The sequence below is a fragment of the Nonomuraea sp. NPDC003709 genome, from assembly GCF_040610775.1.
GTDB classification, from domain to species: Bacteria; Actinomycetota; Actinomycetes; order Streptosporangiales; family Streptosporangiaceae; genus Nonomuraea; species Nonomuraea angiospora_A.
In genome coordinates this window covers 13,023-40,002 of the sequence record NZ_JBEXMW010000028.1, presented here as the reverse complement: position 1 = coordinate 40,002, position 26,980 = coordinate 13,023, and the positions used below count along the sequence as shown (strand labels likewise).

Here is a 26,980-nt window from a genome sequence, read left to right as displayed (position 1 = left end):
AAAACCTTTTAGGTTCACCGCTTCGATCCCTGTCCGTGATGTTAGCGCTAACAAAAGCAATCGCTAGATTGTAAGGGGCGAACACATGAGACGACGCTGGGCAGCGGCCCTCACCGCGGCACTCGTGCTCATCCTCGGCAACGCGACGCCCGCGTACGCGGGCGCGCCGATCACCACCTCGATCTACACGGCCGACCCGGCCGCGCTGGTCGTGGGCGACACCCTGTACCTCTACACCGGCCACGACGAGGCCCCCGCGGGCGGCACGAACTTCGTCATGCGCGACTGGCACGTCTTCACCTCGACCGACGCCGCCAACTTCACCGACCAGGGCGCCAAGCTCTCGATCTCGAACTTCTCCTGGGCGGGCGCCGACGCCTGGGCGGGCGAGGTCGAGCGCGGCGCCGACGGCAAGTACTACTGGTACGTCCCCGTCAACGGCAACGGCGCCGGCTGGATGGACATCGGCGTGGCCGTCGGCGACAGCCCGCTCGGCCCGTTCCGCGACGCCAAGGGCGGCCCGCTGATCAGCGACAGCACCCCCAACTCCTCGCCGCTCAACATCGACCCCACCGTCTTCACCGACGACGACGGCCAGGTCTACATGTACTGGGGCTCCTACTACGGCCTGCGCGCCGCCAAGCTCAACGCCAACATGACCTCGCTCAACGGCTCGGTCGTCACCCCGAGCGGCGTGTCGAACTTCTGGGAGGCCCCCTGGATGTTCAAGCGCAACGGCGTCTACTACCTCGCCTACGCGGCCAACGACTCAGCCTGCTCCGCGCCGGGTTACGCCTGCATCAGGTACGCCACCGCCAGCAACCCGCTCGGCCCCTGGACGCACCGCGGCGTCGTGCTCGACCAGGTCAGCTCGACCACCAACCACCCGGCGATCATCGAGTACAAGGGCCAGTGGTACATGGTCTACCACAACGCCGCCGCCCCGGGCGGAGGCAACTTCCGCCGCTCGGTGACCATCGACAAGCTCTACTTCAACGCCGACGGCACCATGCAGAAGGTCGTCCAGACCAGCGGCGGCCCCACCACCCCGGGCAACCTGGCGACCAGCGCCACCCCGTACACCTCGTACGTCTCGTCCTGGGAGACGCTCGGGGCGATCAATGACGGCTACACCCCGGCGAACTCGGCCGACCACAGCCACGGCGCCTACGGCAACTGGGACCACCAGGGCACCGAGTGGATCGAGTACCGCTGGTCCAGCGCCCAGAACATCTCCAAGATCCAGACCTACTGGTTCGACGACGACCTGGGCATCGACCTGCCGGCCTCCTGCCAGGTGCAGTACTGGAACGGCAGCGCCTACGTCAACGTGCCCGGCCAGTCGTCCTGCGGCGTGGCGGGCAACACCTTCAACACCACGACGTTCACCTCGGTCAACACAACCCGGTTGCGGCTGAACATCACCTCCAAGTCCGGCTTCTCGACCGGTGTGCTCGAATGGAGGGCCTTCTCATGAGGCGCGCCCTATTAGCCCTGCTGCTGGTGGCGGGATTGGTCGTCGCCGGTGCGCCGGCGCACGCGGACCAGACCATCGGCTATCCGACCTTCAGCGGCCCGGCCGTCCCCGCTCCGCCGGGGTCGTACACGACCGGCAACACGATGCAGGCCATCTACGACGCCGAGAGCTCCGGCACCGACTTCTGGATGGACCGGCTGCTGGCCCGCTCGGGCAACGACCCGGCCGGCACGTGGCTCATGACGCGCGGCCGGGCGCTGTTCATGAAGACCCACACGCCCGGCACGCTCGGCTTCGCCGGGCAGGTGGCGTACTGGGAGAGCATCAACAACAACAACGCCTTCACCGTCGCCGTCACCCCCGGCACGTTCACCGAACAGGTGAACTCGCGCTGGCAGGCGCCCAGCTACTGGAAGAGCCGGCACACCAGCGGGTCGATCACGATCGACCAGACGAAGTTCATCACCGACAACAACGTGGCGGTGGCCAACCTGGCCATCACCAACGGCGGCTCCGCCTCGACGACGCTGCAGCTGCGGGCCACCTCGCCGTATGCCACCTCCGGCAGCGGCAGCGAGCTGACCGGCCAGGTGAACGCCTACAACAACCTCACCACCCTCTACCCGAGGCTGACCGGTGACGGGTTCACCGTCTCCAGCGGCGGGCTGAACAGGTCCGTCACGATCGCCGCCGGGGCGACGACGACCGTCAAGGTCGTCATGGGCTTCGTCACCAACGAGATCCCGGCCTCGCGCACCGACTACGACGCCTACGCCGGCTACACGCCCGCCACCGCGTTCGCCACGCACGTGCGCGCCTACAACAAGTGGTGGGCCGACAACATCCCCTACATCGACGTCCCCGAGCCCGGCATCAAGAAGAACATCTACTACCGCTGGTGGCTGATGCGCTTCAACAACCTGGACGCGGACATCCCCGGACAGACCTTCCAGTTCCCCACCTCCGTCGAGGGTGCGCTGGGCTACAACAACGCGATCGCGCTGACCCAGCCCATGCACATCGACGACCTCAAGTACCTGCGTAACCCGATCTACTCGTACGGCGACTGGCTGAGCGTCGGGCAGATCTCCAAGAACGGCCGCTTCCTGGACAACCCCGGCGACCCGGAGAACTGGTCGAACAGCTACACGCAGTACATCGGCGAGGCGGCCTGGAAGAGCTACCAGATCCACGGCGGCCAGCCCGCCATCGCCGCGAACCTGGCCCGCTACGCCGAGCAGGACGTCAAGGGCCAGCTCTCCTACTACGACCACGACAACAACAAGCTCATCGAGTACGACTGGGGCGCCCTGACCGGCAACGACGCCGACGCCGTGTCCTTCCACTGGAAGCCGGGCAACATGGACCGCGCCGAGTCCGCCTACCAGTACAGCGGGGCGCTGGCCGCCGCGCAGGCGTACGACGCGATCGGCAACACGGCCAAGGCCAACGAGATGCGCACGCTGGCCACGCAGATCCAGAACGCCATCGTCAACGTGCTGTGGAACCCGAACAGGCAGCTCTTCGAGCACCGGCTGAAGTCCACCAACGAATGGGTGCCGTGGAAGGAGATCAACAACTACTACCCGTTCGCCGTCGGCGCGATCCCCAACACCTCCACCTACAAGCAGGCCCTGCGCCTGTTCGACGACCCGGCGCAGTACCCGATCTTCCCCTTCTACACCGCCAACCAGGCCGACAAGGCGGCCTCGGGCACCGGCAGCAACAACTTCTCCACGATCAACTCCACGGTGCAGTTCCGCCTGCTCTCCTCGGTGCTGCGGAACTACCCCAACGAGTGGATCGACCCGACCTGGTACAAGAAGCTGCTCTACTGGAACGCCTGGGCGCAGTACATCAACGGCAACACCCAGTGGCCGGACGCCAACGAGTTCTGGGCCGACTGGAACGGCTCGTCCATCACGTACCGCTCGTGGATCCACCACAACATCCTGGGCAGCAGCAACTGGACCGTGGTCGAGGACGTCGCCGGCCTGCGGCCGCGCAACGACGCCAAGGTGGAGCTCTCGCCGATCAACATCGGCTGGACCCACTTCACCGTCAACAACCTGCGCTACCGCAACGCCGACCTGACCATCGTCTGGGACGACCCGTCGGACGGCGTCGTGCGCTACCCCGGCGTGCCCGAGGGCTACTCGATCTACATCAACGGCAACCGGGCGGCCACGGTGTCGTCGCTGGTGCCGTTCACGTGGGATCCGGCCACCGGTGACGTCACCACCAGCGGTTCCGTCACCTACCACGTGGCCGTGCCCGGGCTGCAGGCGCCCGCGCAGGTCACCCAGAACAGCGCCCGCATGGTCGACATGCTGGCCAAGGCCGGCGTCGACCTGACCGCCAACCTCACCAACCTCGCCTCCGGTGCCACCGCCACGGCCTCCACCACGGCCTCGGGCAGCACCACCGCGGGCGCGGTGGACGGCTTCCCGATCAACGAGCCGTTCTGGGGCGGCACGACCGCCGGGCAGGACTGGTACGAGCTGAACTTCGGCTCCGCCAAGACGGTCAACGAGGTGCGGCTCTACTTCAAGGACAGCCGCCCGGCCAGCGCCACCTACCGGGCGCCGGCGTCGTACGACATCCAGTACTACAACGGCAGCGCCTGGGTGAGCGTGCCCGGCCAGGCCAAGACACCGTCCGCGCCGCGGGCCAACTACAACGTGGTGCAGTTCTCCGCGGTCAGCACGCAGCGCCTGCGGGTGCTGGCCACGGCCGCCTCCGGGGCCAGGACGGGGCTCACCGAGATCAAGGTGTTCAACCGGGGCGGGACGCAGCAGCCGAATCCCACCAACCTGGCGTCGTCGGCCACGCCGTCGGCGTCGAACACCTCGTCGTGGGAGAGCGTGGCCGCGATCAACGACGGGATCGACCCGCCGTCGTCCAACGACACCGTCAACCCGCGCTGGGGCTGCTGGCCGGAGACCGGGCAGCAGTGGGTGGACCTGACCTGGGGCTCGGCCCAGAACCTGAACCGGGCCGAGGTGTACTTCTTCGACGACGACGAGGGGATCGACATGCCCGCGTCGTGGAAGCTGCAGTACTGGAACGGCAGCGCGTACGTGGACGTGCCGGGCGCCTCGGCGTACACGCTGACCAAGAACGCCTACAACAGCGTCACCTTCAACGCCACGAGCACGACCCGCCTGCGGGTCCTGCTCACCGGTAACGGCAGCAACTCCGTGGGCCTCCTGGAGGTCAAGGCCTACGGTCCGTGACGCCGCGTGGGGGCGCGCCTCGGCGCGCCCCCACCCCGTCCCGCCCCGTCAGCGCTGCCTGGCGGGGCGGATGATCATCTCGTTCACGTCCACCTCCGCAGGCTGGCCGATCGCGTACGCGATGGCGTCGGCGATGGCCTCCGGCGGGATCGAAGCCGCCCGGTATGCGCGCATCGCCTCTTGCGCGCCCGGCTCGGTGATCGTGTCGGCCAGCTCCGACTCCACGACGCCCGGGGAGACCGTGGTGACCCGGATGCTCGGGTCCAACTCCTGGCGCAGCCCTTCGGTGATCGCCCAGGCGGCGTACTTGGTGGCGCAGTAGACCGCGGCCGTCGGCACCACCCCGTGCGCGCCGATCGAGGCCACGGTGACGAAGTGGCCGCCGCCCTGCCGCTGGAAGTGGGGCAGCGCCGCGGCGATGCCGTGCAGCAGGCCGCGCACGTTCACGTCGATCATCCGCTCCCACTCGTCCACCAGGAGCGAGTCCAGCCGGGACAGCGGCATCACCCCCGCGTTGTTGACGATCACGTCCACCCGGCCGTGCTGCTTCGCGGCCGTGTCGACGAACCTCGTGACGTCCGCGCGGTCCGTCACGTCGAGACGGTGCACCTCCACGCTGCCGCCCTCGTTCCTGATGTCCTCGGCGACGGCGGCCAGCCGGTCCTCGCGGCGGGCGCCGATGACCAGGTGGTGGCCCTCGCGGGCGAGGCGCATCGCGGTGGCCTGGCCGATGCCGCTGCTGGCACCGGTGATCAGGACAATCTTCGTCATATCAGTCAGTTCCCTTGATAGTCGGTGCTGAGCGTGACGTGGCGCCACGCCTCGAATCCGGTCCTGAGCGTGTCGAGCCGCGCGGAGGCGATCTCGTACGCGGCCCGGCCGAGCAGCAGGCGCAGCGGCGGCTCGGCCGCGCCGACCGCGGTGATGATCGCCGCGGCCGCGCGCACCGGATCGCCGGGCTGGTGGCCGTAGGTGGCCAGGGTGGAGGCGCGGCGCGTGCCCGCGCTCTCCGCGTAGTCGTCGATGCGGACGGGAGACTGCCGCATAGAGGGGCCGGACCAGTTCGTACGGAACGCCGCGGGCTCGACGATCGTGACCTTGATGCCCAGCGGCGCGACCTCCGCCGCCAGCGACTCCGACAGGCCTTCCACGGCGAACTTCGTCGCGTGGTAGTAACCGGTCGCCCCGAACGCGGCCAGCCCGCCGAGCGAGGAGACGTTGACGACGTGGCCGCTCCCGCGGGCGCGCATGCCCGGCAGGACGGCCTTGGTGACGTCGACCAGCCCGAACACGTTCGCGTCGAACAGCGCCCGGACCTCGTCGTCCCGGCCCTCCTCGACGGCGGCCAGGTATCCGTACCCGGCGTTGTTGACCAGGACGTCGATGCGGCCGAAGGCGGACTCCGCCCGCTCGACCGCCGCCGCGATCTGGGCCTTGTCGGTGACGTCGAGCGGCAGGGCCACGGCCCGGTCGCCGTGCTCGGCGACGAGGTCGGCCACCTGCCGGGGGTCGCGGGCGGTGACGGCCGCGCGCCCGCCGCTTTCCAGCACGGCGGTGGCCAGCGCGCGGCCCAGGCCGGTGGAACAGCCGGTGATGAACCAGACGGACATAGTGGTATATCTCCAGGTAAATAGGCATGGCGAAATGGCGCCCCGGCCGGGGCGCGGTCGGTGAAGGGTTGTTCAGCCGGCGGTCAGGGAGCCCAGCAGGGCCAGCGACTCTTCCGACGGGCTGCCCGGGTCGGCCTGATAGACGACGAGCTGCTGCCCGGGAGCGCTGTTCACGGTCAGCGACTCGTAGTGCAGGGTCAGTTCGCCCACCAAGGGGTGGCGGAAGCGCTTGGTCTCGTGGGTCTTCTGACGGATGTCGTGGCGGGCCCACAGCCTGCGGAAGGCCTCGCTCTTGACCGACAGCTCGCCGACCACCTCGATCAGCAGCGGGTCGTCCTGGTCGGTGCCCGCGCCGGCGCGGAGCCCGGCGACGGTGTTGACCGCCACCCGGTCCCAGTCGGGATAGAACTCCCGCGCGTCCGGGTCGAGGAACACCAGCCGGACCAGGTCCCCGCTGTAGGCGTGGCCGTCGAACAAGGCTCTGCCGAGCGCGTTGGCGGCCAGCACGTTCAGGCAGCGGCCCAGGACCACCGCGGGGGTGTGCGGCCAGCCCTCCATCATGCGCAGCAGGTTCGGGCTGACCCGCTCCCGCCTGGCCGACGCGCGCTTGCGCCGGACCGGTTGGGCCAGCCGGTGCAGGTGCGCGACCGCGTCCTCCTCCAGGGCCAGGGCGTGGGCGAGCGCGTCGACCACCTGTGCGGAGGGGTGGCGCTCGCGGCCCTGCTCCAGCCGTACGTAGTAGTCGGTGCTCACGCCCGCGAGCCGGGCGACCTCCTCGCGGCGCAGCCCCGCCACGCGGCGCCGGGTCGTGACCGGCACGCCGGCCTCCTCCGGCTGGAGCAGCTCGCGGCGGGCCCGCAGGAACTGGCCGAGTGGGTTCTCCCTGTCCATGTCTTCGAGACTAGGCGAGGCCCGGGGGGGCCATGGGGGCTGAAGGTGGCCGCGCCACTCCCACCTTCGGCCCCGTCAGCTGATCGGGCTCGGGCCGCCTCAGCGCAGGCGGCCCGAGCCGGCTCTGGCCGGGACGAGGGCGCGCAGCGCCTACGGTCGTGTGGTCGCCCGAACCGTCCGCCGCGACCACGATGGCGGCGGGCGCCGGGGCGACCTCGCCGATGGGGTGCGGCAATCGGTTGCATGAAACGCTGACTCGGCCGCCTCACTCCGTCAATGCCCTGCAGTGAAACTGCATTACGCTGCAACAAGCGATTGCAAGATTATGAGTGATCTTGACCACGGGAGCGCGCCGATCTACAGTCCGCCTGATATTTATCGGCGCTTCGCTGAAACTTTCATCGGGAGCATCGTGCGCACCCTTCGAGCCCTGGTGGCCGCCGCCCTGTTATGCCTCGTTCCCGCGCTCTCCGCGCACGCGGCGGCGGACCTCGCCTACGACTTCGAGAACGGCACCACCCAGGGATGGGGGCCACGGGGCGATGGCGTCTCCGTCACGGTGACGCCGGACGCCGCCCACGGGGGCACGAGCAGCCTCCTGACCACCGGCCGGACCGCCACGTGGCACGGCGCGTCCATCGCCGCGCCGTTCGTCCGGGGTGTCGGCTACACCGTGACCGCGTACGCGCGGCAGGTGAGCGGCCGGCCCGCCGCCACGATCGCGCTGACCGTCCAGCGCACCCCGACCGGGGGCAGCACCACGTACGAGCGGGTCGCGGCGGCCACCGTGACCGACGGCGGGTGGACGCGGCTCTCGGGCAACTACCTGTTCACCGCCGAGTCCGCCGACGTGCAGCTCTACGCCGAGAGCTCCAACGCCACCGGCGAGTTCTACCTGGACGACATCGTCGTCACCCCGCTGGGCGACCCCACGCGCGAGCCCGTCAGCAGCGACTTCGAGGACGGCACCGCGCAGGACTGGGCGCCCAGGGCCGCCGCCACCCTCCAGCCGAGCGCGGAGGCCGCCCACGCGGGCAGCCGCTCGCTGGCCGTGAGCGGTCGCTCTGCCTCCTGGGACGGTCCCGCCCTCAACGTGTTCGGCCGGATGGCCAAGGGTGACAAATACGCCCTGTCGGTGTGGGTGCGGCTCGGACCGGAGGCCACGGCGGGCCGGCTCGGCCTGTCGATCGAGCGCAGGACCGGCGGCACCTCCAGCTACGAGCGCGTCGTCTCGCCGAAGGACGTGCCGGCGGGGGAGTGGGTGCAGCTGTCCGGCACGTACACGCTCGCGTACGACGTCGACTTCCTCAGCGTCTATGTCGAGTCCGACACCGGCACGTTCCCCTTCTACCTGGACGACTTCTCCATGAAGTACATCCAGCCCAAGCCGATCCAGACCGACATCCCCGCGCTCAAGGACAAGGTGCCGTTCGTCATGGGCTCGGCGCTCACCAGGCCCGACGCGCTCGGCGTCCACGGCGAGCTGCTGGCCAGGCACTTCAGCGGCGTCACCCCCGGCAACGAGCTCAAATGGGATGCCACCGAGCCCCGTGAGGGCGAGTTCACCTTCGCCGACGGCGACTTCCTGGTGGACTTCGCCACCCGGCACGGCATGACGATCCGCGGCCACACGCTCGCCTGGCACAGCCAGACCCCCGACTGGGTTTTCCAGAACGCCGACAAGGAGCTGCTGCTCAAGCGCCTGGAGACGCACGTGCGCACGCTCGTGACCAGGTACAAGGGCAAGATCGCGGCCTGGGACGTGGTCAACGAGGTCGTGGACGAGAACCAGCCCGACGGCCTGCGCCGCTCCAAGTGGTACGAGATCGCCGGCCTCGACTTCATCCGCACCGCCTTCCGCGTCGCCCACGAGGCCGACCCGGACGCCAAGCTCTTCATCAACGACTACAACACCGAGTTCCCGCGCAAGCGCGAGGCCCTGTACGCGCTGGTCAAGCGGCTCAAGGCGGAAGGGGTGCCGATCGACGGCGTCGGCCACCAGCTCCACCTGAACATCGAGCACCCGCCCGCCTCCTCCGTCGAGGCCACGATCGAGCGCTTCGCCACGCTGGGGGTGGACCAGCAGATCACCGAGCTGGACGTCAGCGTCTACACGGACTTCGTGTCGTCGTACGACACGATCCCGCCCGAGCTGCTCGTCCAGCAGGGCCACCGCTACAAGGAGCTGTTCGACGTCTTCCGGCGGCAGGCCGCCAAGCTCAGCTCCGTGACCGTCTGGGGCGAGTCCGACGACGTGAGCTGGCTGCGGTCGTGGCCGATCCCGCGGCTGAACGCGCCGCTGCTGTTCGACGACGACCTGCAGGCCAAGCCCGCCTACTGGGGCGTCGTGGACCCGTCGCGGCTGGCCCCGCCGGTGCGCCGGCTGGAGGCGCCGGCCGGGACGCCCAAGGTGGACGGCAAGCGGGACCTCGAGTGGGACCTGCTGCCGGACTCGCCGATCGCGCGGGTGGGCGACGTGTCGGCCGGCTTTCAGGCGCGCTCGTCGGGCAAGGGGCTGTACGTGCTCGCCGAGGTCACGGATCCGACGGCGGGCAAGGATGACCGGGTGACGTTCACGGTCGACGGCATCTCGTACGTCGTCAAACGAACCGGCGGCCCCAAGGCGGCGGTGCGGCCGACGCCGACCGGCTACCGCGTCGAGGCCCTGATCGCGACCGGCACCAACACAGACGTGACCGTGAGCGACTCCGCCGGTGCGAGCACCTCCTGGACGGGGAAGGTGACCGCCGCACCCGCGGTCAAGCTCACCTCCGCCGCCCACCGCACGCCCGTGCTCGACGGCGCCGTGGACCGGGCCTGGTCGGCCGCGCCGGAGATCCGCACCGCGACCTGGATCCAGGGCACGTCCGGCGCGACCGCCAAGGTGCGCTCGCTGTGGAGCGGATCCACGCTGTACGTGCTCGCCCAGGTCGCCGATCCGACGCTGAGCGAGGAGTCCCCGAACCCGTGGGAGCAGGACTCCGTCGAGATCTTCGTGGACCCGGGCAACGGCAAGACCAAGGGCTACGAGGACGACGACGGCCAGTACCGGATCAGCTTCTCGGGCCGGATCACGGTCGGCGGGACGTTCGACGCGGGCGGGGTGAAGGACCACGTGAAGGCGGTGACCAGGACGGTGCCCGGCGGGTACGTCGTCGAGGCGGCCATCGACCTGCCCACGATCACCCTCGCACCCGGGACGCTGCTGGGCTTCGACGCCCAGGTCGACGACGCCACGGGCGCCGCCCGTACCAGCGCCGTGACCTGGAACGACAACACCGGCCGAAGCTACCTGGACACCAGCCACTGGGGCGTCCTCCGGCTCACCCAGGGGTAGGTGGCGCCGCCCTCCCGTCGCCCGGTTACCGGGGTGGGCCTGCCGATGCCCACCTCGGACTGTGAAATAACCCCAGGGTTCGTTGCGCAGTCGAGAGGGGCCATATTCGTCTGGCGCAGATGGCGAAGACGAGGAGGCCGGAGTCGGCGCCAACGGTGGCGCGGAATCTTCGCGTGGCGCGGGCCCCGGATCAGAAGCCAGACTTTCTCCGGACGGAATGCTTTCCGCCCGGAGAACAGCGCACGCCACGCCTAAGGAATGCGTACGCCTAGGAAATTCATCCGCGAACCGTGACGCGGTCCCCCTTGGGAGCGCTGATGGGCGAGTGGTCGGCGAAGTACGACGCCAGCGCACCCCGGTCGTCAGGCCCGTTGTGCGCCACGCTGTTGTTGGGCCACTTCCACTGCGGGAACCCCTCCCAGCCGCCGGCCAGGATGTAGTTCGCGGCGACCTTGATCACCTGAGTATCGGTCACCGGCGCGCCGTTCAGCGTGATCTCCGTGATCTCTCCGTTCGCCAGGCTGTAGCGCAGCCCGGCGGACGGGGTCAGCACACCCCGCTCCTTGTTCGCGTGCCCCAGCAGCCACTTGAGCTGGGAGCCGTTCATGGACCAGGTGTCGACGTGGAGCCCGTTCGGCTGCGTGGCATACAGCTGCCCGTACGTGACGGGACCCTTCTTGATCTCGGCGTTCGGCGAGCGGACCGCGTACTTGCTGACCAGGGCGATCTGCGCGCCGGACACGGGCTGGACCGATTCGAGCATGGCGTCGGCCACCAGCTCGGCCAGTGGACCGCTGCCCCAGCTGTCGCGCTTGATGTCGCCGGCGGCGTCGCCGATCTGAGTGCTCGCCTTCGGCCCGGCGCACTCGAAGTAGTAGATGATGTTGGTCTTGAGCCTGCTGGCCTGGTTGAACTCGATCTGCACCGAGTAGGTGGTCGACTCCTGGTCCCAGTTCAGCGTCTCAAGCACGGCGTTGTAGACGGGGCCGTGTTCGGCCGGCACGTTGAGCGTCTTCCAGTCCTTGGCACCGACGAGGCGGTACTGAATCGACTGCGCACCCGCGGGGATCCCGTCAAGCCGACCGTGGAGCTTGAAGGTCAACGGGCACTTCGACGCGGTGGTGCGCTCGAAGGCGATGCGGGCCTTCTGCACCAGGTTCGGGAGCGGGGTCTCCGTCCCGGTCGGGGTCGGGGTCGGGCTCGAGGTCGGGCTCGGGCTCGACGTGGGGGTCGGCGTGGCGTTGGCATTGACGTACTCGACGGAGGTGTTCACGCTGTCGAAGACGTCGCCGGTGTTCTCGTCGCCATCGTTGCAGGTGACGGCGAACGACGCCTTCTTGGAGGTCTTCGTCGCCGGGCTGATCACACGGACGGCACCCCAGCCGGTGACATCGCCACCGACCTTGAGCGACGTGGACAGGCGGATGGTTTTGACGCCCTTGCCACCGATCCGGTACGTCTTGATCTTGCTCTTGTCACCGTCGCTGAAGGTCCACTGGTACTTCAGCGCAACAGGCGCCTTCACCTTCACCGTCGTGGACAGCGTCACGCTCACCGGGCAGGTGCCCGTGTGTCTTTTCGGCGCCGCGGAAGCGGCCCCGAAAACTATCGATTCCGGGGCGGCCTGTGCACCCGAGGCGAACGCACCGGAAGCCAGAGCGACAACGGCCACCAGTGCACTGATCCGGTGCCCGGCCCTAGTTAACAGTCTCACAGGATTCCTCTCATGATCTTGGCCGAAGAATCCTGGCAGAGTTTTATCACCGCAGAATAACAATATGGTGCGATACAAAAGGGAAATGGGCGTTTCCGCAATGCCCCCGTAAAGGCATGCCATCGACGGACGGATGGCCGCGCCGAAGACCAGGACCCCGCGAGCGACGAGCTCCAAAGCAGCTGTAATCGATGAGAACGATCTCGCTGGGGCGCTGGTGGGATAACGGTCCGCTTGGCCGACTCAGACTCAGCGGTCGCACATGGCGGCGACGAAGGCGTCGATCAGGTGCTGCCGCTTCTCGGGGACGCCCGTGACGTAGACGGTGGCCGCGCGCCCGGCCCGGTCCCGGCCGCTGAACACCGCTGCCCCCGGCATGTCGCCGGCGCCGAAGTAGGCATAGCCGCAGCCCGACTCCATCCGGGCCACCCCGTAGCCGTAGCGGGCGCCTTCGGGCCAGCCTTCCTGCTCGACCGGCACCGTGCTGGCGATCATTTTGCCCAGCGGGGCCTTGCGCCAGAACCGGTTGAGGTCCTCCGGCGTGGAGACCAGACCGCCGCTGGGCCCGAACTCGTACGTGGGCAGCCGGTCGGTCAGATCCACCTCGCCGTCCTGCGGGCGGCCGGGGTGCACCCCGTAGGTGTGGGCGTGCGGGCCGCGGATGCCGTCCTCGCCCTTGGCCGGCCAGTACGTGTTCCGCATCCCGTACGGCTTCAAGATCAGCTCCCGGCTCGCCTGCCGGAAGTCCTTGCCGGTCACCTCGGTCACGATCATGCCGAGGACCAGGTAGTTGGTGTTGGCGTAGGCGAACGAGCCGCGGGGCGTGGGCTTGAGCGCGAGCGCCACCTGCAGGAAGTCCGGGAACGGCTCCTTCCACTCGATCGCGTTGAGGAATTCGGGCAGGCCACTGGTCTGCTGCAGCAGCATCCGCACGGTGATCTTCCGCCCGTCGATCGCCGCACCGTCGCCCCTGCCGCGCAGCACGCCGGGCAGATAATGCTCCACCGGCGCGTCCAGGTCGATCTTCTTCTGATCGACCAGCCGCAGCACGGTGGCGGCGATGATCGGCTTGCTCGCGCTGGCGATCCGGAACCGGCCCTCGGGGCCGATCATCGGCTGGCCGGTGCCCCGCTCCGCGGTGCCGGAATGCAGGGTCACGGTCGTGCCGCCCGGGGTCCGCACCTGGCTCAACGCGCCCGCCATGCCGTCCTCGGTGGTGAGCCGGTCAAGGCGGGACTGCGGCGAGGGCGTTGCGGCGGCAGCGAAGGCGGGAGCTACAGGGGCGATGACCAGACAGCCGGCGACAGCGGCGGCGAGCAATCTCTTCATGCCTCTAATGTGGCGGGAAGATCACTCATGTTCAGTCATGCCTACCTGCCTGTTGGGGTGGAGGTCTTCCCTACCTTGTCCACCCCGGGCCGAGGCCAAGCACCCGTGCTCCTGGCCTCGTCCACACTGACACCTACCGAGCCGACCGGCCTGACCCGCTCGCAAGAAGGCCGGGATCCGGCTGCGCGACGTTGGTGACCTCAACCCGCCGGCTGAGGTCACCTGCGGGAGGAGCCCCTTTCACCGCAGGCGCAGGTTGGGGCTCCGCTTGAGCCCGAGGAGGCCGAGCAGGTCGTCGATCATGTGCTCGAACAGCGGCTGCAGGTCGTCGAAGGCGAACTTGTGGTGCCCGTACACGGCCATGCAGAGCAGCCCGTAGATCTGCCGCCAGCAGACGACCATGAGGAACACCACGCCGATGGGGAACTCCAGGCCGACTTCCGAGCGGTAGGTGCGCAACTGGGTTGCCAGGACGGGGTCGATCTCCTCGTCCGCCGGGCAGGTCAGCCGCCCCTCGTTCCACAGGCGGGCGAACAGCTGCCCGAACAGGCCGCCCAGCTCGCGCGCGATGACCACCGGGATGCCCTCCTCCGACTCGGCGATCTTGGCGAACCCGGCTCCCATGAGCAGGTCGAACTCGACCTTGTTGGCCAGCGACCAGTCGAGCACGGCCTGGGTGGCGGCGTGCAGCTGGGCGCTGACGTCGTCAGGGTCCTGGCGCCGCGCGGCCCGGTCCACGGTGTCGATGAACTCCGCGGTGATGTCGTCGTAGATGGCGCGGATGAGGCCCGCCCTGCCGTTGAAGTAGCGGTAGAGGGCCGGGGGCGTCACGCCGACGCCGCGGGCCACGGCGGCGAGGGTGAGGCCCTCGATGCCCTCCTCCGCGGCAATCCTGCGGGCGGCGGCCTTGGCGTCGCGTTCGAGCTCGGCCCGCAGTCGTTCCCGTCGCGTCAACGCTGTCACCCGACCATCTTGTCTGGTCTCGCCTGCCGCGGCCACTTGCGGTGAATGGGCGACACATGGTTAATGGTATTCACTCTTTTAAGGATCATCATTGAAGGCGTGAAGGAGATCTTGGATGAGTTCCCGTAGCGGTGGCTGGCCGGCGACGGCGGTCGCGCTCCTCCTGGCGGCAACCGGCTGTTCGGCGGCCTCCGGCCCCGTCGCCCTGTCCCAGCCGAGCCCGCGCGCCTCCACCCCCACTCCGGACGCCAGGAAGACGGCACTGGCTGAGGCGGCGAAGAGCCTTCCGGCCGTGCTCGCCGCCCAGGGGCCGGTCGCCTGCTCGTGGAATGACGACGGGTGGCGGGCCACGGCCTACGACGACGCCTTCCGTACCGGTGTCGCGAGCTTCTCCAGCGTGACGCTCGCGCCGCTCCTGACCGAGATCGCCGCGACGGCGGGCGGAGAGAAGGCCGTCGTGCGCAGCCTGTGCGGTGAGGAGGGAGATCCCGGCGTCAGCCCGGTCTCGCCGGACGGCCGCCGGGTCGCCGTCCAGGTGGACTTCCCGTCCAGCGGAGACCCGACGCACGTCGGCTGGCTCGACCTCGGCACCGGGACGTTCACGGACCTCACCGACAGGTCGAACAAGAAGGGATACGTCAAAGAGACGTTCTCCGACAAGTACCCCGGATTCACGCCCGACGGGTCGTTCTGGTTCCTGCGCGACTCCCAGCAGTACTTCTCGGCGGACCCGAACGGTCGGCTGACTCCGCGCAAGATCAGCCTGGCCTGTTTCACCAACAGCAACGACGACACCTTCTACCGCGTCGTGGGATCGATCGCCGTCATGTGCCCGGGCACCGTCCATCCCTCCGGGAGGTTCGCGGCGAACCCCAGCCGGGCGGCCGTGGGGATCAACCTGGTCCAAGGGGCCGAACTGGACATCCTCGGGAACACGGTGGACCGCTATGAGGACGCTCCGCTCCAACTGCCGTTCGGCATGAAGATCGTCGTACGTGACGGCGGCCTGCGCCACTGCGACCCGCTCGCCTGGATCAACGCCACTGACCTGCTCTGCGCGGGCGGGAGCAACGACTTCTACACCGCGCGGATCAACGCCCGGCTCGCCCGGAACGACCTCGATTACGTGCAGCACACCGAGGTGAAGGTGAAGAACGAGATCGCCCCGGCGACCGAGTCGTCGATCATCACGGCGGCCGTCTCCCGGGACCGCCGCTCCCTGATCATCGCGGCCAACGAGAACGACGACCCCGCCACGGCCAAGCTCTACCGCGCCGACCTGATCTCCCCCTCCGCACCCGTGGAGATCGGCCCGATCCCGGCGGAGTCGAGGGAGCACTTCACCCTCCTGAACAACTACCAGCAGCCCGTACGAGCCGACTGACCGGCACTTCCGGGGACCTGGAGCCTCCCGACCTCCGCTCTTGGGCCCGACTACCATGTGACCGTGACCACGAGCCCCCGACATGTCCGTAAAGGGGCCGTCCCGAGCATCCGCGACGTCGCCGCCGCGGCCGGCGTCTCGCATCAGACCGTCTCCCGCGTGCTGAACGACTCACCCCGGGTGCGGCCCGACACCCGGGCCGCGGTGCTGGCCGCGATCGACCGGCTGGGGTTCCGCCCCAACCGGGCCGCCCGGGCGCTCGGCCTCGGCCGCGCCAGCGGCGTCACCGTCGTGACCTCCAACACCATGCTGTACGGGTACGCCTCCACCCTCCAGGGCATCGAGGAGGCCGCCAGGACCGAGGGCGTGGCGCTGGGGATCAGGGTCGTGGAGTCGGCCGAGGTCCGGCAGACGGTCGACTACGTCAGCGATCCGAGCGCGGGCGGCCTGGTGGTGATCGCGTTCGACCCGCTGGGTACGGCGGTGGCGCAGGCGCTGCCGCCGCACATCCCGGCCGTGGTGGCCGCCGAGCCGGTCGCACCCGATCTGGGGCGGGTGGCGATCGCGCTGGACGAGCGCAGGGCCGCCGCCGACGCCACCCAGCACCTGCTCGACCTGGGGCACCGTACCGTCCACCACGTGGCCATCCCGTCCGAGGGCCGGGCCGGCGGGCGGCACGCGGGGTGGCGCGACGCGCTGCGGCAGGCGGGAGCGGAGATCCCCTCGGTGCTGGGGTGCGGGTGGGACATCGAGTCGGCGTACGCGGCGGGGGAGCGGCTGGCCCGCTCGCCCGGGGTGACGGCGATCCTGTGCGGCAACGACGACATCGCGCAGGGGGTACGGCGGGCGCTCTACGACGCGGGCAAGGACGTTCCCGGGGACGTCAGCATCGTGGGCTTCGACGACATCCCTGGCTCGGCCTTCTGGACCCCGGCGCTGACGACCGTACGCATGGACTTCGTGGGGCTGGGCCGGGCATGCTTCCACGCGGCGCTCGCCGAACTGAGCGGCCAGCCGCAACCGGACATCTCCCTGGTCCCACCCCGCCTGATCATCCGCGAGTCCACCGCCCCACCACGGCAGTAGGTGGGCCTGGGCTCGCCCACCCGTTGCCCGTCCGGGTGGTCGGCCTGCTGGACCCCGCCCCGGCCAAAGGTGTTCGCCATGAGAGCGCTTCGCGCTCGGGGGCTCAGGCGTTCTTGTTCAGGCGCCTTCGGCGCGACGACACCTTCGGTGTCCAGTCGCGCGCCCGCCCCTTGACCGTCTGGGTGGCTGAACTGATGCCCACCCCGGACCGGGATGCCACCGGCACCGTCGTTGGCCGACGGGCAATTGGGCCATGACTCACTTTTGTGATCAATTCTGCGAGTGAGTCTCGCGTGGTGTTGTTCGTCATGCGATGTCAGTGGGAAACGACACCCTCGTAGCCTTCGCGGGCGTAATCAAGGTCGCGCCTGCGCAAGTGCAGTTCCCCCTCGAACTCATCGACGAAGCTCCGGCCATGGCTGTCACTGCGCGTGACGCCGTCGACGGTGTGTTCTTCGATGACCTCCGTTCCGGAGGCCGTGATGGTGATGACGTCGATGCCCCAGGCCGGGTTGGCGTTCTCGCGGGTGTAAGTGAAGCTCTTCACGATGAGGGAAGGCAGGTAGTCCTGCGCCGCGTCGCCAAGCTCGTGCCGGTGGACCTGGAGTGTCACGCCATGGACCGCATCCCACGTTGCTATGACCGTGAGGTCGTCGACGCTCGCGGGATGCCATCCGTCGGTCTCGTTCGGCTCCCAATCGCCACTGGTCCAAGCCTCGGCGTGTTCGGCGAATCGGCCCATCAGGTTCGTCCGGTCGCACATGCCGAGTTCAGGGTGTTTGTGGGAGCGTGGACGCGATTTCGGTCGTGCCGATGAGTTTTGTGCGGACCCGTGGTCTATACGGCTGGACCGACCGACAGCGGTGGGCCTGTGCTGGGAACGTCCCAGCGCGGGGGGAAACATATGGAGGCAGTGATGAGCGTCGACGACTCCAAGCAGGAGCACACCATCCGGACTGGCGGGCAGGGGACGCGGGTGAGCGGTCCCAGGGTGTTGGTGGCGGGGGCGAGCATCGCGGGACCCGCGCTGGCCCATTGGCTGCGTCGGCGGGGGGCCGAGGTGACCGTGGTGGAGCGGGCTCCTGAGCTGCGTCCCGGCGGGCAGGGGGTGGACGCGCGCGGGGTCGCCAGGGAGGTCATCGGGCGCATGGGGCTGGACGCGGCGGTGCGTGCGGCGTGCACCGACACCGCCGGCGCGCACACCGTGGACGCGGACGGGCAAGTGCTGGAGACCTTCCGTGCCGACGACGACGGTGGCGACGGGTTCATCGCGGACATCGAGATCCTGCGCGGGGACCTGGCCCAGGTGCTCTACGACGACACCCGCGACGGCGTCGAGTACGTCTTCGGCGACCGAATCGCGGAGCTCGCCCAGGACGCGGACGGGGTCGACGTGGTCTTCGCGGGCGGCGACCGGCGGCGCTTCGACCTGGTGGTCGGGGCCGACGGGTTGCACTCGGAGCTGCGAGCGATGGTCTTCGGGCCGCATGAGCGGTTCCTCCGCCACCTCGGGCACGTGCTGGCCTTCTACAGTGTGCCCAACGAGTTCGGGCTGGACCGCTGGCTGCTCGAGTACCAGGATCAGGAGTCCGGGCGCTCTGCCCTCCTGCGGCCCATCCAGGACGCCACCCGGGCGATGGCCATGTTCTACTTCCCCTCGGCCGACGTCGACGTCGACTACCGTGACGTCGCGGCCCAGAAGGTCCTGCTGCGTGAGCGGATGGCGGGCCTGGGCTGGTTGACCCCGGACATCCTCGCGCACCTGGACGACACCCCGGACTTCTACCTCGACCAGGTTGCCCAGGTGGTGATGGAGCGCTGGTCGAGTGGACGGGTGGCGCTGCTCGGGGACGCGGCGTTCAGCTCCTCGCCGATGTCGGGGCAGGGCACCGGGCTGGCGCTGGTCGGCGCCTACGTGCTGGCCGGAGAGCTGGCCGCCGCCGGATGGGACCCCGACGCCGGGTTCGCCCGCTACGAGGCGCGGATGCGCTCGTTCGTCGAGGCCAACCAGGAGATCGGCCGGTTGAACGCCCGCAGCCGCGACGTCTCCGGGCCAGACGCCGAGCCGAGCCCCGATTTCGCCGGCGAATGGTTCGCCGAGCTGGTCGGGCGCGCGATCAACGGCATCGAGCTGCCCGACTACGCGGGGGTGCCGGACTCCGCGGCCCCGGCCGGATCGCCGATCACCTCGTCGGCCAAGCGGTAGGTGTCACATAACGTCGAGAGGGACCACGCTTCGGTGGGACACCGCCGGACGACCTCCGCTCATGCCGCGAAGCGCGCGTTGGAGCGCCCGTTCGGCGGCCACGCCGCGTTCCGGTGAGGCGGTGTTGACTCGGAAAATTGACAAGACAGCGGCAGTTGGTTGATGGGCTGGTGGGCGTCATAAGGGCCGAAGCGTTCGGACTTAGGTGAGCGGGACCCACCTGCGGAGGGCCTTGCCACCGGATGGCCATGGAGCAGCGAATACGCGCGACATGATCAAGAGGGGATCCGGATCGCACCAAAGCCTGCAAGGATCTCGCCGTGCCGATCTTCCGTTTACTCCTGGTCGCACTCGCGGCGCTGACCGCGACCGTCATCGCCTTCCCCCGATCCGTGCCGAACGGGATCGGTCACTTCGGCAGCCTGGCCGAGACGTTCCTACCGTGGCTCGCGCTGGCCGTCCCGGTGCTGCTCGGCCTGGCCTGGTGGCGGCGCTCCATGGCGGGCGCGCTGGCCACGTTGGTGCCGACGGTCGCCTGGCTTACCCAGTTCGGCGGGCATTTGTTGCCCCGTGGGGACCAGCCGCATCACCTGGTCGCGGTACAGCACAACGTCAGTGACGAGAACGCCGACCCGGCCGGCACCGCGCGCAAGCTGATCGCGGCCCGGCCGGACGTCATCGGCCTGGAGGAGCTCGTGCCGGCGGCGCGCCCGGCCTGGGCCACCGCGTTGGGCGTCGAGTACCCGTATTGGACGGTGCAAGGCACGGTCGGCCTCTGGTCCCGCTACCCCCTCGCCGAGGCGGCACTGGTGGACATCCGTCCGCACGGCGTCGGCCCAGACTGGAACCGCGGCCTGCGCGTGGTAGCCCGAACCCCGCAGGGTGACATCGCGATCTACGTTGCTCACCTGCCGTCGGTGCGAATCGGTCTGGGAGGCTTCGATTCCGTACGCCGAGACGAGAGCGCCCACCGGCTCGGCGCCGTGCTGGCAGCCGAGCCGGTCGATCGCATCCTTCTGCTCGGCGACCTCAACAGCACCGTGGACGACCGGGGGTTGCGCCCGGTCGCCTCGCTGATGGCAGCCCCACCTCGCGATTTCGCCTTCAGCTGGCCGGCGCGCGCCCCGCTGGCGCGCATCGACCAAATCCTGACCCGCGGAATGACCGTGACCAAGATCCGATCGCTACCCAGGACGGGCAGCGATCACCTACCGATCGCCGCCGACATCCGCCTCTGATCCAGGACGCGGCGCGTTACCCAAAGATCAGGTGGCCCGTGCGGCTTCGCCCGCGAGCGTCCCGTGCCGGACGCCGGCCTTCGATCCGGCAGAACCGATCGTGGCCCTCACGCGTGGGCCGGGGCCAGGTCACCGGGCCTTCCCCACCAGCCATTCACGCAGCTGATCGTCATCACTGAGGCTGATCAACTGCACCAGCCCCCAGTTCTCGCGGTGGTCGGGGGTGTCGAACAAGCGGTCCTGCCAGTCTTCGGCGTATTCGCGCAGCGCATCGACCATCTCGATGACGGCCTCGTCGAAGGTCCGGCCGTCGGCTGCGAGGGGCAGGCCAGGAATGAAGATCGACCAGCCGCCGTCCTCGGGAACCGGCTGTGCGCGCGATGGAGTGAACGCGGCGAGATGGTGGCGCAATCTATCGACGTCTACGAGGGCTGTCGTGGCCGACTCGCGACGCACTGTGGCCACACGGCCGCGCTCAGCCGCGTCCAAGAGTGCATTGAGATGCGCACGGGCCTCGGCGTAGCTGCCGAAATGAACGGCAGACATTGTGACACCTCCGCTGAACGTGCCTCTACGAGGCCTTCCTTGGTCAAGTACGTCGTACGCTACGTGCCTGTGACGACGCCTCGGATGACGTTCCGAACTTTGGCTCGCTAGTGCTCTTATCCGTTCGCGGGTTGCGCGGACATGAGACCGACTCTTTCCCCGGATCGGGATTGGCGTCTGGATGTGCTTCGGCGACTCGGCCGCCGACTACGCCATTGCCCGTCGGCCAACGACGGTGCCGGTGGCATCCCGGTCCGGGGTGGGCATCAGTCGGCCGACCACTCAGACGGTCAAGGGGTGGGCGCGCGACCGGACACCGAAGGTGTCGTCGCGCCGAAGGCGCCTGAACAAGAACGCCTGAGCCCCCGAGCGCGAAGCGCTCTCATGGCGAAGACCTTTGGCCGGGGCGGGGTCCAGCAGGCCTACCACCCAGACGGGCAACGGGCGGGCGAGCCCCGGCCCACCTACTGCCCTCGCAGCGGGGGACGGACGGAGTTGCGGACGACGATGTGGGTGCCGAGGACCACGTGCTGGCGTTCCTCGCGATTCAGCGCGAGCCGGACCGCCGTCCGCCCCAGCTCCTCCGTCGGGATGTGCACCGTCGTCAGCCCCGGCTCCAGGTCGGCGGCGAACGGGATGTCGTCGTAACCGACGAGCGACACGTCGTCGGGCACCCGCAGCCCCGCCTCCCGCAGTGCCGCCAGCACCCCGATGGCCACCATGTCGGTGGCCGCGAACACCGCGGTGAACCGCGTCCCGAGCGCGATCAGCCGGCGCGTGCTCTCGTAGCCGTCGGCGCGGCCGAACCCCGCCGGGATGACCAGGTCGGGGTCGTACGGCACCCCGAAGGACTCGTGCGCCCGCACGAACCCGCGTTCCCGGTCGACCTTCGTGGTGCTGCGGTCGGCGGGGGACGAGGCGCCGAGCAGGGCGATGTGCCGGTGGCCCTGCGACAGCAGGTGGCTGGTCATGGCGTAGGCGCCGCCCTCGTTGTCGTACTCGACGACGGTCGTGGGCACGTCGTCCCCGAGCGGCGGCCGCCCGCACAGCACCAGCCGGGAGCCCGCCTTGTCGAGGGCGTGGGCGAAGTGGGACATGCGCTCGCGGTACGTGTCGTCCAGCGAGCCGCCCCCCACCAGGATCACCGCGTCGGCCCGCTGCTCGCGCATCGCCTCCACGACGGCCAGCTCCCTGGCCGGGTCGCCGTGGGTGGTGCACACCATGCACAGCCGCCCCTCGGCGGTGGCCTGCTGCTCGACGCCCTTGGCCACGTACGCGAAGGACGGCCCCGTGACGTCGTCCAGCACGAACGCCACCGTCTTCGTGCTCGCCCCCGACAGGGCGCGGGCGTGCACGTTGAGCACGTAGTCGAGGTCGCGCATCGCCCGCAGCACCCGCGTCCTGGTGGCCTGGGCGACCGGGTAGTCACCCTTGATCACCCTGGAGACCGTGGTGGCCGACACGCCTGCCCGGGCGGCCACGTCGCGGATCGTGACACGCTCGTCGTCGGTGAGCACGCCTTTTGTGCTTACTTTTCGCGACAAGGTCGGCCCTTCACGGTTTTCGGCAGACGGAGCAGTGCGGGTGGATCATGGGAGATTACGCCATCTCACCGAAGTCTATGGCCAGGGAGATCCGCGGGCGCAAGACGCGCGATCTCCACGGCCGGCGTCACCCGGCCTGGCAGGGCGGGCTGTACGGGAGCCCGGGCACGTACTGGGCCCACTCGCTCCGGGTGATGGTCATTCCGGACACCTCGCAAACGTGCTGCCGCGCCTGCTCCACGTCCATGCTCCAGAGCTGCGCCGTCCCGTTGCCCGACGCGCTGGCCAGCACGTTCCCGTCCGGCGTGAACGCCACTCCGTTGACCCAGTTGGACCCGGCGAGCACCGCCCACGTGACCGGCCGGGTCCGGTCGGCGAGGTTCCAGATCCGGATGGTGCCGTCGCGCGCCCCCGTGGCCAGCCTGCGCCCGTCGGCGGTGAAGGCCACGCTGTCCACCGCGCCCGTGTGCCCCAGCAGGACCGCGACCTGCGCCGGCCGCTCGGGGTGGGTGAGGTCCCAGAGCCGGGCCGTCCCGTCGGAGCCCACCGACGCCAGCGTCCTGCCGTCCCGGCTGTACGTCAGCCCCAGCACGCTGTTGGTGTGCGCGGGGTAGTTGGCCAGCAGCCGCGGAGCGGCGGGCTTGGACACCTCCCAGAGCCGGATGGCCCCGGTCCCCGAGCCGATCGCGAGCACGCGGCCGTCGGGGCTGAACATGGCGGCGTTCAGCCAGTTGTCGGCGTCGCCCGGCGAGGAGACCAGCTTGGGAGCCTGGGGATCGGTCAGGTCCCACAGGTAGGTGCGGCCGTCCCGCGACGTCGTCACCACCGTCCGCCCGTCCGGGCTGAACGCGCCGGACTCCACGACGTTCACGTGCTTCCTGATCGTCGCCAGCAGCTTCGGGGCGGCCGGCCGGGAGACGTCCCACAGCTTGGCCGTGTTGTCGGAGGAGCCGCTGACGAGCATGCGGCCGTCCGCGCTGAAACGGACCGTCTGGACGATGTCCGTGTGACCGGACAGCGTGGACAGCGACCTGGCCAGGCCCGGGTCGGAGACGTCCCAGAGCTTGACGGTCTTGTCGCCGGACGCGGTGGCCATGATCCGGCCGTCCGGGGAGATCGAGAGCGCGTTGACGGGGCCGGTGTGCTCGCCGAGGCCGGCGCGGTAGGAGACGCGGGCGGGGTCGGAGACGTTCCACAGCCTGGTCATGGTGTCCGCCGACGACGTGGCGAGCGTCCGGCCGTCCGGGCTGAACGCGGCGGCGGTCACCGTGTTCGCGAACCCGGTCAGGGCGGTCGTGCGCCGCGGCTCGGCCGGGTTCGAGACGTCCCACAGGGTGACGGTGGCGTCGGTGGCGGCGCTGGCCAGCAGCTCGCCGTCGGGGCTGAACGTGACGTCGTACACGAAGGAGCCCTGGCCCCGCGCGGTGCCGACGCGCTTGGCCGCGGTGACGTCCCAGAGATACAACGTGCCGGTGGTGGAGGCGGTGGCGAGCCGGCGGCCGGCGGGGTCGAAGGTCACGCTCCAGGTGCTGCCGCCGTCCGGCGCGCTCAGCACCGTCGGGTCGCCGGGCCGCGCCGGGTCCAGCACGTCCCAGATTGTGGTGCTTCCGTCGCCCGCCGCGGTCGCCAGCAGCCGCCCGTCGGGGCTGAAGGCGACGTCGTTGAGCACGTACTTCTGCCGCAGGAGGGCGATCTGGGCGGGCCGGGCGGGGTCGGCGATGTTCCACAGCCGGGTGGTGCCGTCGAAGGAGACGGTGGCCAGGACGCCTCCTTTGGGGCTGAAGGCGACCGAGCTCACCTTGTTCGTGTGGCCCTTGAGCGTGGCGAGGACCCGTGGTCTGGCCGGGTCGGAGACGTCCCAGAGCCGGGCGGTCCGGTCCACGGACGCGGTCGCGAGCACCCGCCCGTCCGGGCTGAACACCGCTCGCACCACGCTCGCGGCGTGGCCCTTGAGCTCGCTCACGGCCTTGGGGCGGGCGAGGTCGGAGACGTTCCAGAGCCGGGCGGTGGCGTCGCTGGAGGCGGTGGCGACCATGCGGCCGTCGGGGCGGTAGGACACCCACTCGACCGGGCCCCGGTGCCCGATCAGGCGGGCGCCGACCGGGTGCGCCAGCGTGCCGAGCAGCGCGCCGCGGGCTTCCGGGGTGTCGGCGATGCGGTAGGAGACCAGGGAGAGCTGGGCGCCGAGCGAGGCGTCGGCGGCGCCGTTGGCGGAGTCGGCGACCTGCGTGGAGACGGCCTGGTCGCGTTGCCTGGTCACCTCGGCGGTCTGCCGCAGGGCCAGGACGCCGGCGGTCACGGCGGCGAGGAGGAGGACCGTGAGCGCGGCGATCACCTGGCGGACGATCCAGGTCCGCCGTCTGCGCCGCCGCAGCGCCGCGTCGAGGAACGCCCGCTCGGTCGCCGATCGCGCGCCCTGCGCAACAGCCTGTGCCGCCGCCAGGCGGCTGTCCGCGTACAGGTACGCCGGGTCCCGGCCCTGCCGCTGCCACGTCTCCGCGTCCTCGGCCAGGCGCTGGCGGACGAGCAGGTCGACCCGGTTGGTCTCGATCCAGTTCCGGAGCCTGGGCCAGGCGCGGATGAGGGCCTCGTGGGCGATCTCCGCCTCGTCCTCGTTCACCGTGAGGAGCCGCGCGCGCACGAACTCGTCCAGGACCCGCCGCGGGACGCCCGCGGGAGCCAGGTCGGCCAGGGCCACCCGCTTCCTCGTGTCGTCGGTCTGCTCGTCGAGGTGCACCAGCCGTACCAGCAGGTCCCGTGCGATCGGCTCCACGTCCGCGCCGAGGCGCCGCAGCGTCTCCTCGGCGCTCGTGGCCAGCGCCCGCGCGATGCCGCCCGAAGCCCGGTACGCGGCCATCGTCAGCGTTCGCTCCGTACGGCGCTGCCAGGTGGCCAGCAGCGCGTGGGACAGCAGCGGCAGCACGCCGCCGGAGTGCTCCACGTCACCGGCTCCGACGTCTTCGAGCAGCAGGTCGGTGAGCCCGGGCTCCAGCGAGAGCCCCGCCCGCGCGGCCGGGCCCTCGATCGCGGCGCGCAGCTGCGTCACGGTCATGGGCCCGACGATCGCGGGCCGCTGCATCGCCTCCAGCAGCCCCGGGTACGACGCGCAGTGCCCGAAGAAGTCGGCCCGGACGGAGGCCACCACGGCCGCAGTCCTGGAGAGCGCGACCAGCTCCTCGACGAAGCGCCGCCTGGCCCGCTCGTCCGCGCACGCGGTGAAGACCTCCTCGAACTGGTCCACCACCAGCAGTAACCGCCGGTCGCCCGGAGCCACCCTGCGGGCCAGCTCCGCCGACGGATCCGCGCCCGGGGCCAGTACGACGCACGACAGCTCCTCCGCCATCTGGTGCCGCAGCGCCGGGATCAGCCCGGCCCGCAGCACCGACGACTTCCCCGCCCCCGAAGGACCCGTCACGATCAGCGGGCGTCCGCTCCCGAACGCCTCCCGCACCCGCGCCACCAGCGACCTGGTCAGCTCCTGCCGCCCGAAGAACACCTCCGCGTCCTCGGGCCCGTACACGGCCAGTCCCCGGTACGGGCCGGCCTCGTCGCCGGGCTCCGCGACCGGCGGGACCGGCCGGGAGCGCGGGGCCACGTAGGCCGGGTTGACCGCGAACGCGCGGCGATCGCCCAGGTCGGTGGCCTGGCGGCGGGGCCGGGGGAAACCGGCGTCGGGGAGCCTGCGGGCGAGGCTGTGGTAGACGTGATCCAGGGTGAACACCGAGGGCCCCGCCGGGTCACCCGCGTTCAGCAGCCGCAGCAGCGCGCCGCTGAAGGCCGTGTGCCGGACGCCGGGCAGCGCCCACGAGTTCTCGTCCCTGCTCGACGACGTGAGCAGGTACGCCCCCTGCCACATCGAGTCGAACACCCGCTCCACCGCCTGCGACGACGCCCCGCGGGCGCGGCCGGCGAAGCAGCAGTCCAGGACCACGACGACGAGCTCGGCCCGCGACGCGGACAGGATCTGGCGCACGACCCCGTACGGCAGCGCCTGGTACCCGGGCGCGCCGCGGCCGAGGTCCACGGTGGCGCGGGTGGCCAGGTGCAGCTCGTTGTCCGGGCCGACCAGGCCGTGGCCGACGTAGTAGAACATCAGGACGGACGTCGCCTCCTGGGCCAGCCGGTCCAGCGCCTGCCCCAGGTCGGCGGGGGTCGCCGGGTCCAGCCGTACGGTCAGGTGGGCCTGCGCCAGCCCGCCGCGCTCGACCAGGCAGTGCCCGACGTCCGCGACCGTCGCCGGCACGGCGGGCACCGCCGGCAGCGGCGACCCGGGCCGATGCGTCCCCGTGCCCGCCACCAGGACGCGGGCGCCGCCGGACGACAGCAGGAGAGGTGGACCGTTCCAGCGCGGTCGGGGCCTCTCGACGGTTGCGGATTCGTCGTCGGTCATCCGGCGCTCCACGGCGAGGAAGGTCGGCG

At 70.1% G+C, this 26,980-nt stretch carries 17 protein-coding genes; 7 read left to right on the top strand and 10 right to left on the bottom strand.

Features of this window, described 5'->3' with window-relative positions:
* Window positions 1-85 precede the first annotated feature (85 nt).
* Together ABZX61_RS53865 and ABZX61_RS53860 are read left to right on the top strand one after the other, a co-directional pair.
* The gene (locus tag ABZX61_RS53865) at window positions 86-1,477 is read left to right on the top strand and encodes a glycoside hydrolase family 43 protein (RefSeq protein WP_355207892.1); all 1,392 of its coding nucleotides are present in this window, start codon (window positions 86-88) and stop codon (window positions 1,475-1,477) included.
* Complete coding sequence (locus ABZX61_RS53860) at window positions 1,474-4,713, top strand: hypothetical protein (protein WP_355207889.1); 3,240 nt, start codon at window positions 1,474-1,476, stop codon at window positions 4,711-4,713. The genes ABZX61_RS53865 and ABZX61_RS53860 overlap by 4 nt, the downstream gene beginning before the upstream one ends.
* A 48-nt stretch (window positions 4,714-4,761) precedes the next feature.
* Here ABZX61_RS53860 and ABZX61_RS53855 read toward each other — a convergent pair whose 3' ends face one another.
* The 3 genes from ABZX61_RS53855 to ABZX61_RS53845 all read right to left on the bottom strand — a co-directional run bounded on the left by ABZX61_RS53855 (window position 4,762) and on the right by ABZX61_RS53845 (window position 7,214).
* A complete protein-coding gene (locus tag ABZX61_RS53855; protein WP_355207887.1) occupies window positions 4,762-5,484 on the bottom strand; it encodes an SDR family oxidoreductase in 723 nt (240 codons plus the stop codon).
* A 5-nt stretch (window positions 5,485-5,489) separates the two neighbouring features.
* Window positions 5,490-6,323, bottom strand: coding sequence for an oxidoreductase (locus ABZX61_RS53850; protein WP_355207884.1), 834 nt, complete (start codon window positions 6,321-6,323; stop codon window positions 5,490-5,492).
* A 72-nt stretch (window positions 6,324-6,395) separates the two neighbouring features.
* On the bottom strand, window positions 6,396-7,214 hold the full coding sequence (locus ABZX61_RS53845) for a helix-turn-helix transcriptional regulator (protein ID WP_355207881.1): 819 nt from the start codon (window positions 7,212-7,214) through the stop codon (window positions 6,396-6,398).
* A gap of 412 nt (window positions 7,215-7,626) precedes the next feature.
* Here ABZX61_RS53845 and ABZX61_RS53840 point away from each other — a divergent pair, with 412 nt between their 5' ends.
* Window positions 7,627-10,551 carry an endo-1,4-beta-xylanase gene (locus tag ABZX61_RS53840; protein WP_355207878.1) on the top strand — a complete coding sequence of 975 codons (2,925 nt, stop codon included), beginning with the start codon at window positions 7,627-7,629 and terminating at the stop codon, window positions 10,549-10,551.
* Window positions 10,552-10,828: 277 nt separating this feature from the next.
* Here the strand turns inward: ABZX61_RS53840 and ABZX61_RS53835 are convergent, their stop codons facing one another.
* The 3 genes from ABZX61_RS53835 to ABZX61_RS53825 all read right to left on the bottom strand — a co-directional run bounded on the left by ABZX61_RS53835 (window position 10,829) and on the right by ABZX61_RS53825 (window position 14,557).
* Complete coding sequence (locus ABZX61_RS53835) at window positions 10,829-12,106, bottom strand: 5'-nucleotidase (RefSeq protein WP_355207875.1); 1,278 nt, start codon at window positions 12,104-12,106, stop codon at window positions 10,829-10,831.
* A 408-nt stretch (window positions 12,107-12,514) separates the two neighbouring features.
* A complete protein-coding gene (locus ABZX61_RS53830; protein ID WP_355207872.1) occupies window positions 12,515-13,594 on the bottom strand; it encodes a serine hydrolase domain-containing protein in 1,080 nt (359 codons plus the stop codon).
* A gap of 240 nt (window positions 13,595-13,834) precedes the next feature.
* Window positions 13,835-14,557 (bottom strand): TetR/AcrR family transcriptional regulator, encoded by a 723-nt coding sequence (locus tag ABZX61_RS53825; protein WP_355207869.1) that lies wholly within the window; start codon window positions 14,555-14,557, stop codon window positions 13,835-13,837.
* A 115-nt stretch (window positions 14,558-14,672) separates the two neighbouring features.
* On the opposite strand from ABZX61_RS53825, the gene ABZX61_RS53820 reads away from it, so the two are divergent.
* A complete protein-coding gene (locus ABZX61_RS53820) occupies window positions 14,673-15,941 on the top strand; it encodes a hypothetical protein (RefSeq protein WP_355207866.1) in 1,269 nt (422 codons plus the stop codon).
* A gap of 63 nt (window positions 15,942-16,004) precedes the next feature.
* Window positions 16,005-17,027, top strand: a complete 1,023-nt coding sequence (locus tag ABZX61_RS53815; protein WP_350725267.1) for a LacI family DNA-binding transcriptional regulator — start codon at window positions 16,005-16,007, stop codon at window positions 17,025-17,027.
* A 316-nt stretch (window positions 17,028-17,343) separates the two neighbouring features.
* Here the strand turns inward: ABZX61_RS53815 and ABZX61_RS53810 are convergent, their stop codons facing one another.
* Window positions 17,344-17,790: a hypothetical protein gene (locus tag ABZX61_RS53810; protein ID WP_355207862.1), complete on the bottom strand. Its 447-nt coding sequence runs from the start codon at window positions 17,788-17,790 to the stop codon at window positions 17,344-17,346.
* Window positions 17,791-17,943: 153 nt separating this feature from the next.
* Between ABZX61_RS53810 and ABZX61_RS53805 the strand changes: the two genes are divergently transcribed.
* The gene (locus tag ABZX61_RS53805) at window positions 17,944-19,233 is read left to right on the top strand and encodes an FAD-dependent monooxygenase (protein WP_355207859.1); all 1,290 of its coding nucleotides are present in this window, start codon (window positions 17,944-17,946) and stop codon (window positions 19,231-19,233) included.
* A 320-nt stretch (window positions 19,234-19,553) separates the two neighbouring features.
* Window positions 19,554-20,471: an endonuclease/exonuclease/phosphatase family protein gene (locus ABZX61_RS53800; protein ID WP_355207856.1), complete on the top strand. Its 918-nt coding sequence runs from the start codon at window positions 19,554-19,556 to the stop codon at window positions 20,469-20,471.
* Window positions 20,472-20,600: 129 nt separating this feature from the next.
* On the opposite strand, the gene ABZX61_RS53795 is transcribed toward ABZX61_RS53800, so the two are convergent.
* From ABZX61_RS53795 to ABZX61_RS53785, 3 genes are all read right to left on the bottom strand, one after another.
* Window positions 20,601-21,017, bottom strand: coding sequence for a prevent-host-death protein (locus ABZX61_RS53795; RefSeq protein ID WP_355207853.1), 417 nt, complete (start codon window positions 21,015-21,017; stop codon window positions 20,601-20,603).
* A 464-nt stretch (window positions 21,018-21,481) separates the two neighbouring features.
* Window positions 21,482-22,534 (bottom strand): LacI family DNA-binding transcriptional regulator, encoded by a 1,053-nt coding sequence (locus ABZX61_RS53790; protein WP_350725276.1) that lies wholly within the window; start codon window positions 22,532-22,534, stop codon window positions 21,482-21,484.
* A 154-nt stretch (window positions 22,535-22,688) separates the two neighbouring features.
* Window positions 22,689-26,951, bottom strand: a complete 4,263-nt coding sequence (locus ABZX61_RS53785) for a hypothetical protein (protein WP_355207849.1) — start codon at window positions 26,949-26,951, stop codon at window positions 22,689-22,691.
* Between the last annotated feature and the right edge of the window lie 29 nt (window positions 26,952-26,980).

Bases quoted from the DNA above. Each gene is read 5' to 3' on its own strand.
- ABZX61_RS53865 (WP_355207892.1), top strand. From the start codon at position 86: ATGAGACGACGCTGGGCAGCGGCCCTCACCGCGGCACTCGTGCTCATC.
- ABZX61_RS53860 (WP_355207889.1), top strand. From the start codon at position 1,474: ATGAGGCGCGCCCTATTAGCCCTGCTGCTGGTGGCGGGATTGGTCGTC.
- ABZX61_RS53855 (WP_355207887.1), bottom strand. From the start codon at position 5,484: ATGACGAAGATTGTCCTGATCACCGGTGCCAGCAGCGGCATCGGCCAG.
- ABZX61_RS53850 (WP_355207884.1), bottom strand. From the start codon at position 6,323: ATGTCCGTCTGGTTCATCACCGGCTGTTCCACCGGCCTGGGCCGCGCG.
- ABZX61_RS53845 (WP_355207881.1), bottom strand. From the start codon at position 7,214: ATGGACAGGGAGAACCCACTCGGCCAGTTCCTGCGGGCCCGCCGCGAG.
- ABZX61_RS53830 (WP_355207872.1), bottom strand. From the start codon at position 13,594: ATGAAGAGATTGCTCGCCGCCGCTGTCGCCGGCTGTCTGGTCATCGCC.
- ABZX61_RS53820 (WP_355207866.1), top strand. From the start codon at position 14,673: ATGAGTTCCCGTAGCGGTGGCTGGCCGGCGACGGCGGTCGCGCTCCTC.
- ABZX61_RS53810 (WP_355207862.1), bottom strand. From the start codon at position 17,790: ATGTGCGACCGGACGAACCTGATGGGCCGATTCGCCGAACACGCCGAG.
- ABZX61_RS53805 (WP_355207859.1), top strand. From the start codon at position 17,944: ATGAGCGTCGACGACTCCAAGCAGGAGCACACCATCCGGACTGGCGGG.
- ABZX61_RS53795 (WP_355207853.1), bottom strand. From the start codon at position 21,017: ATGTCTGCCGTTCATTTCGGCAGCTACGCCGAGGCCCGTGCGCATCTC.
- ABZX61_RS53785 (WP_355207849.1), bottom strand. From the start codon at position 26,951: ATGACCGACGACGAATCCGCAACCGTCGAGAGGCCCCGACCGCGCTGG.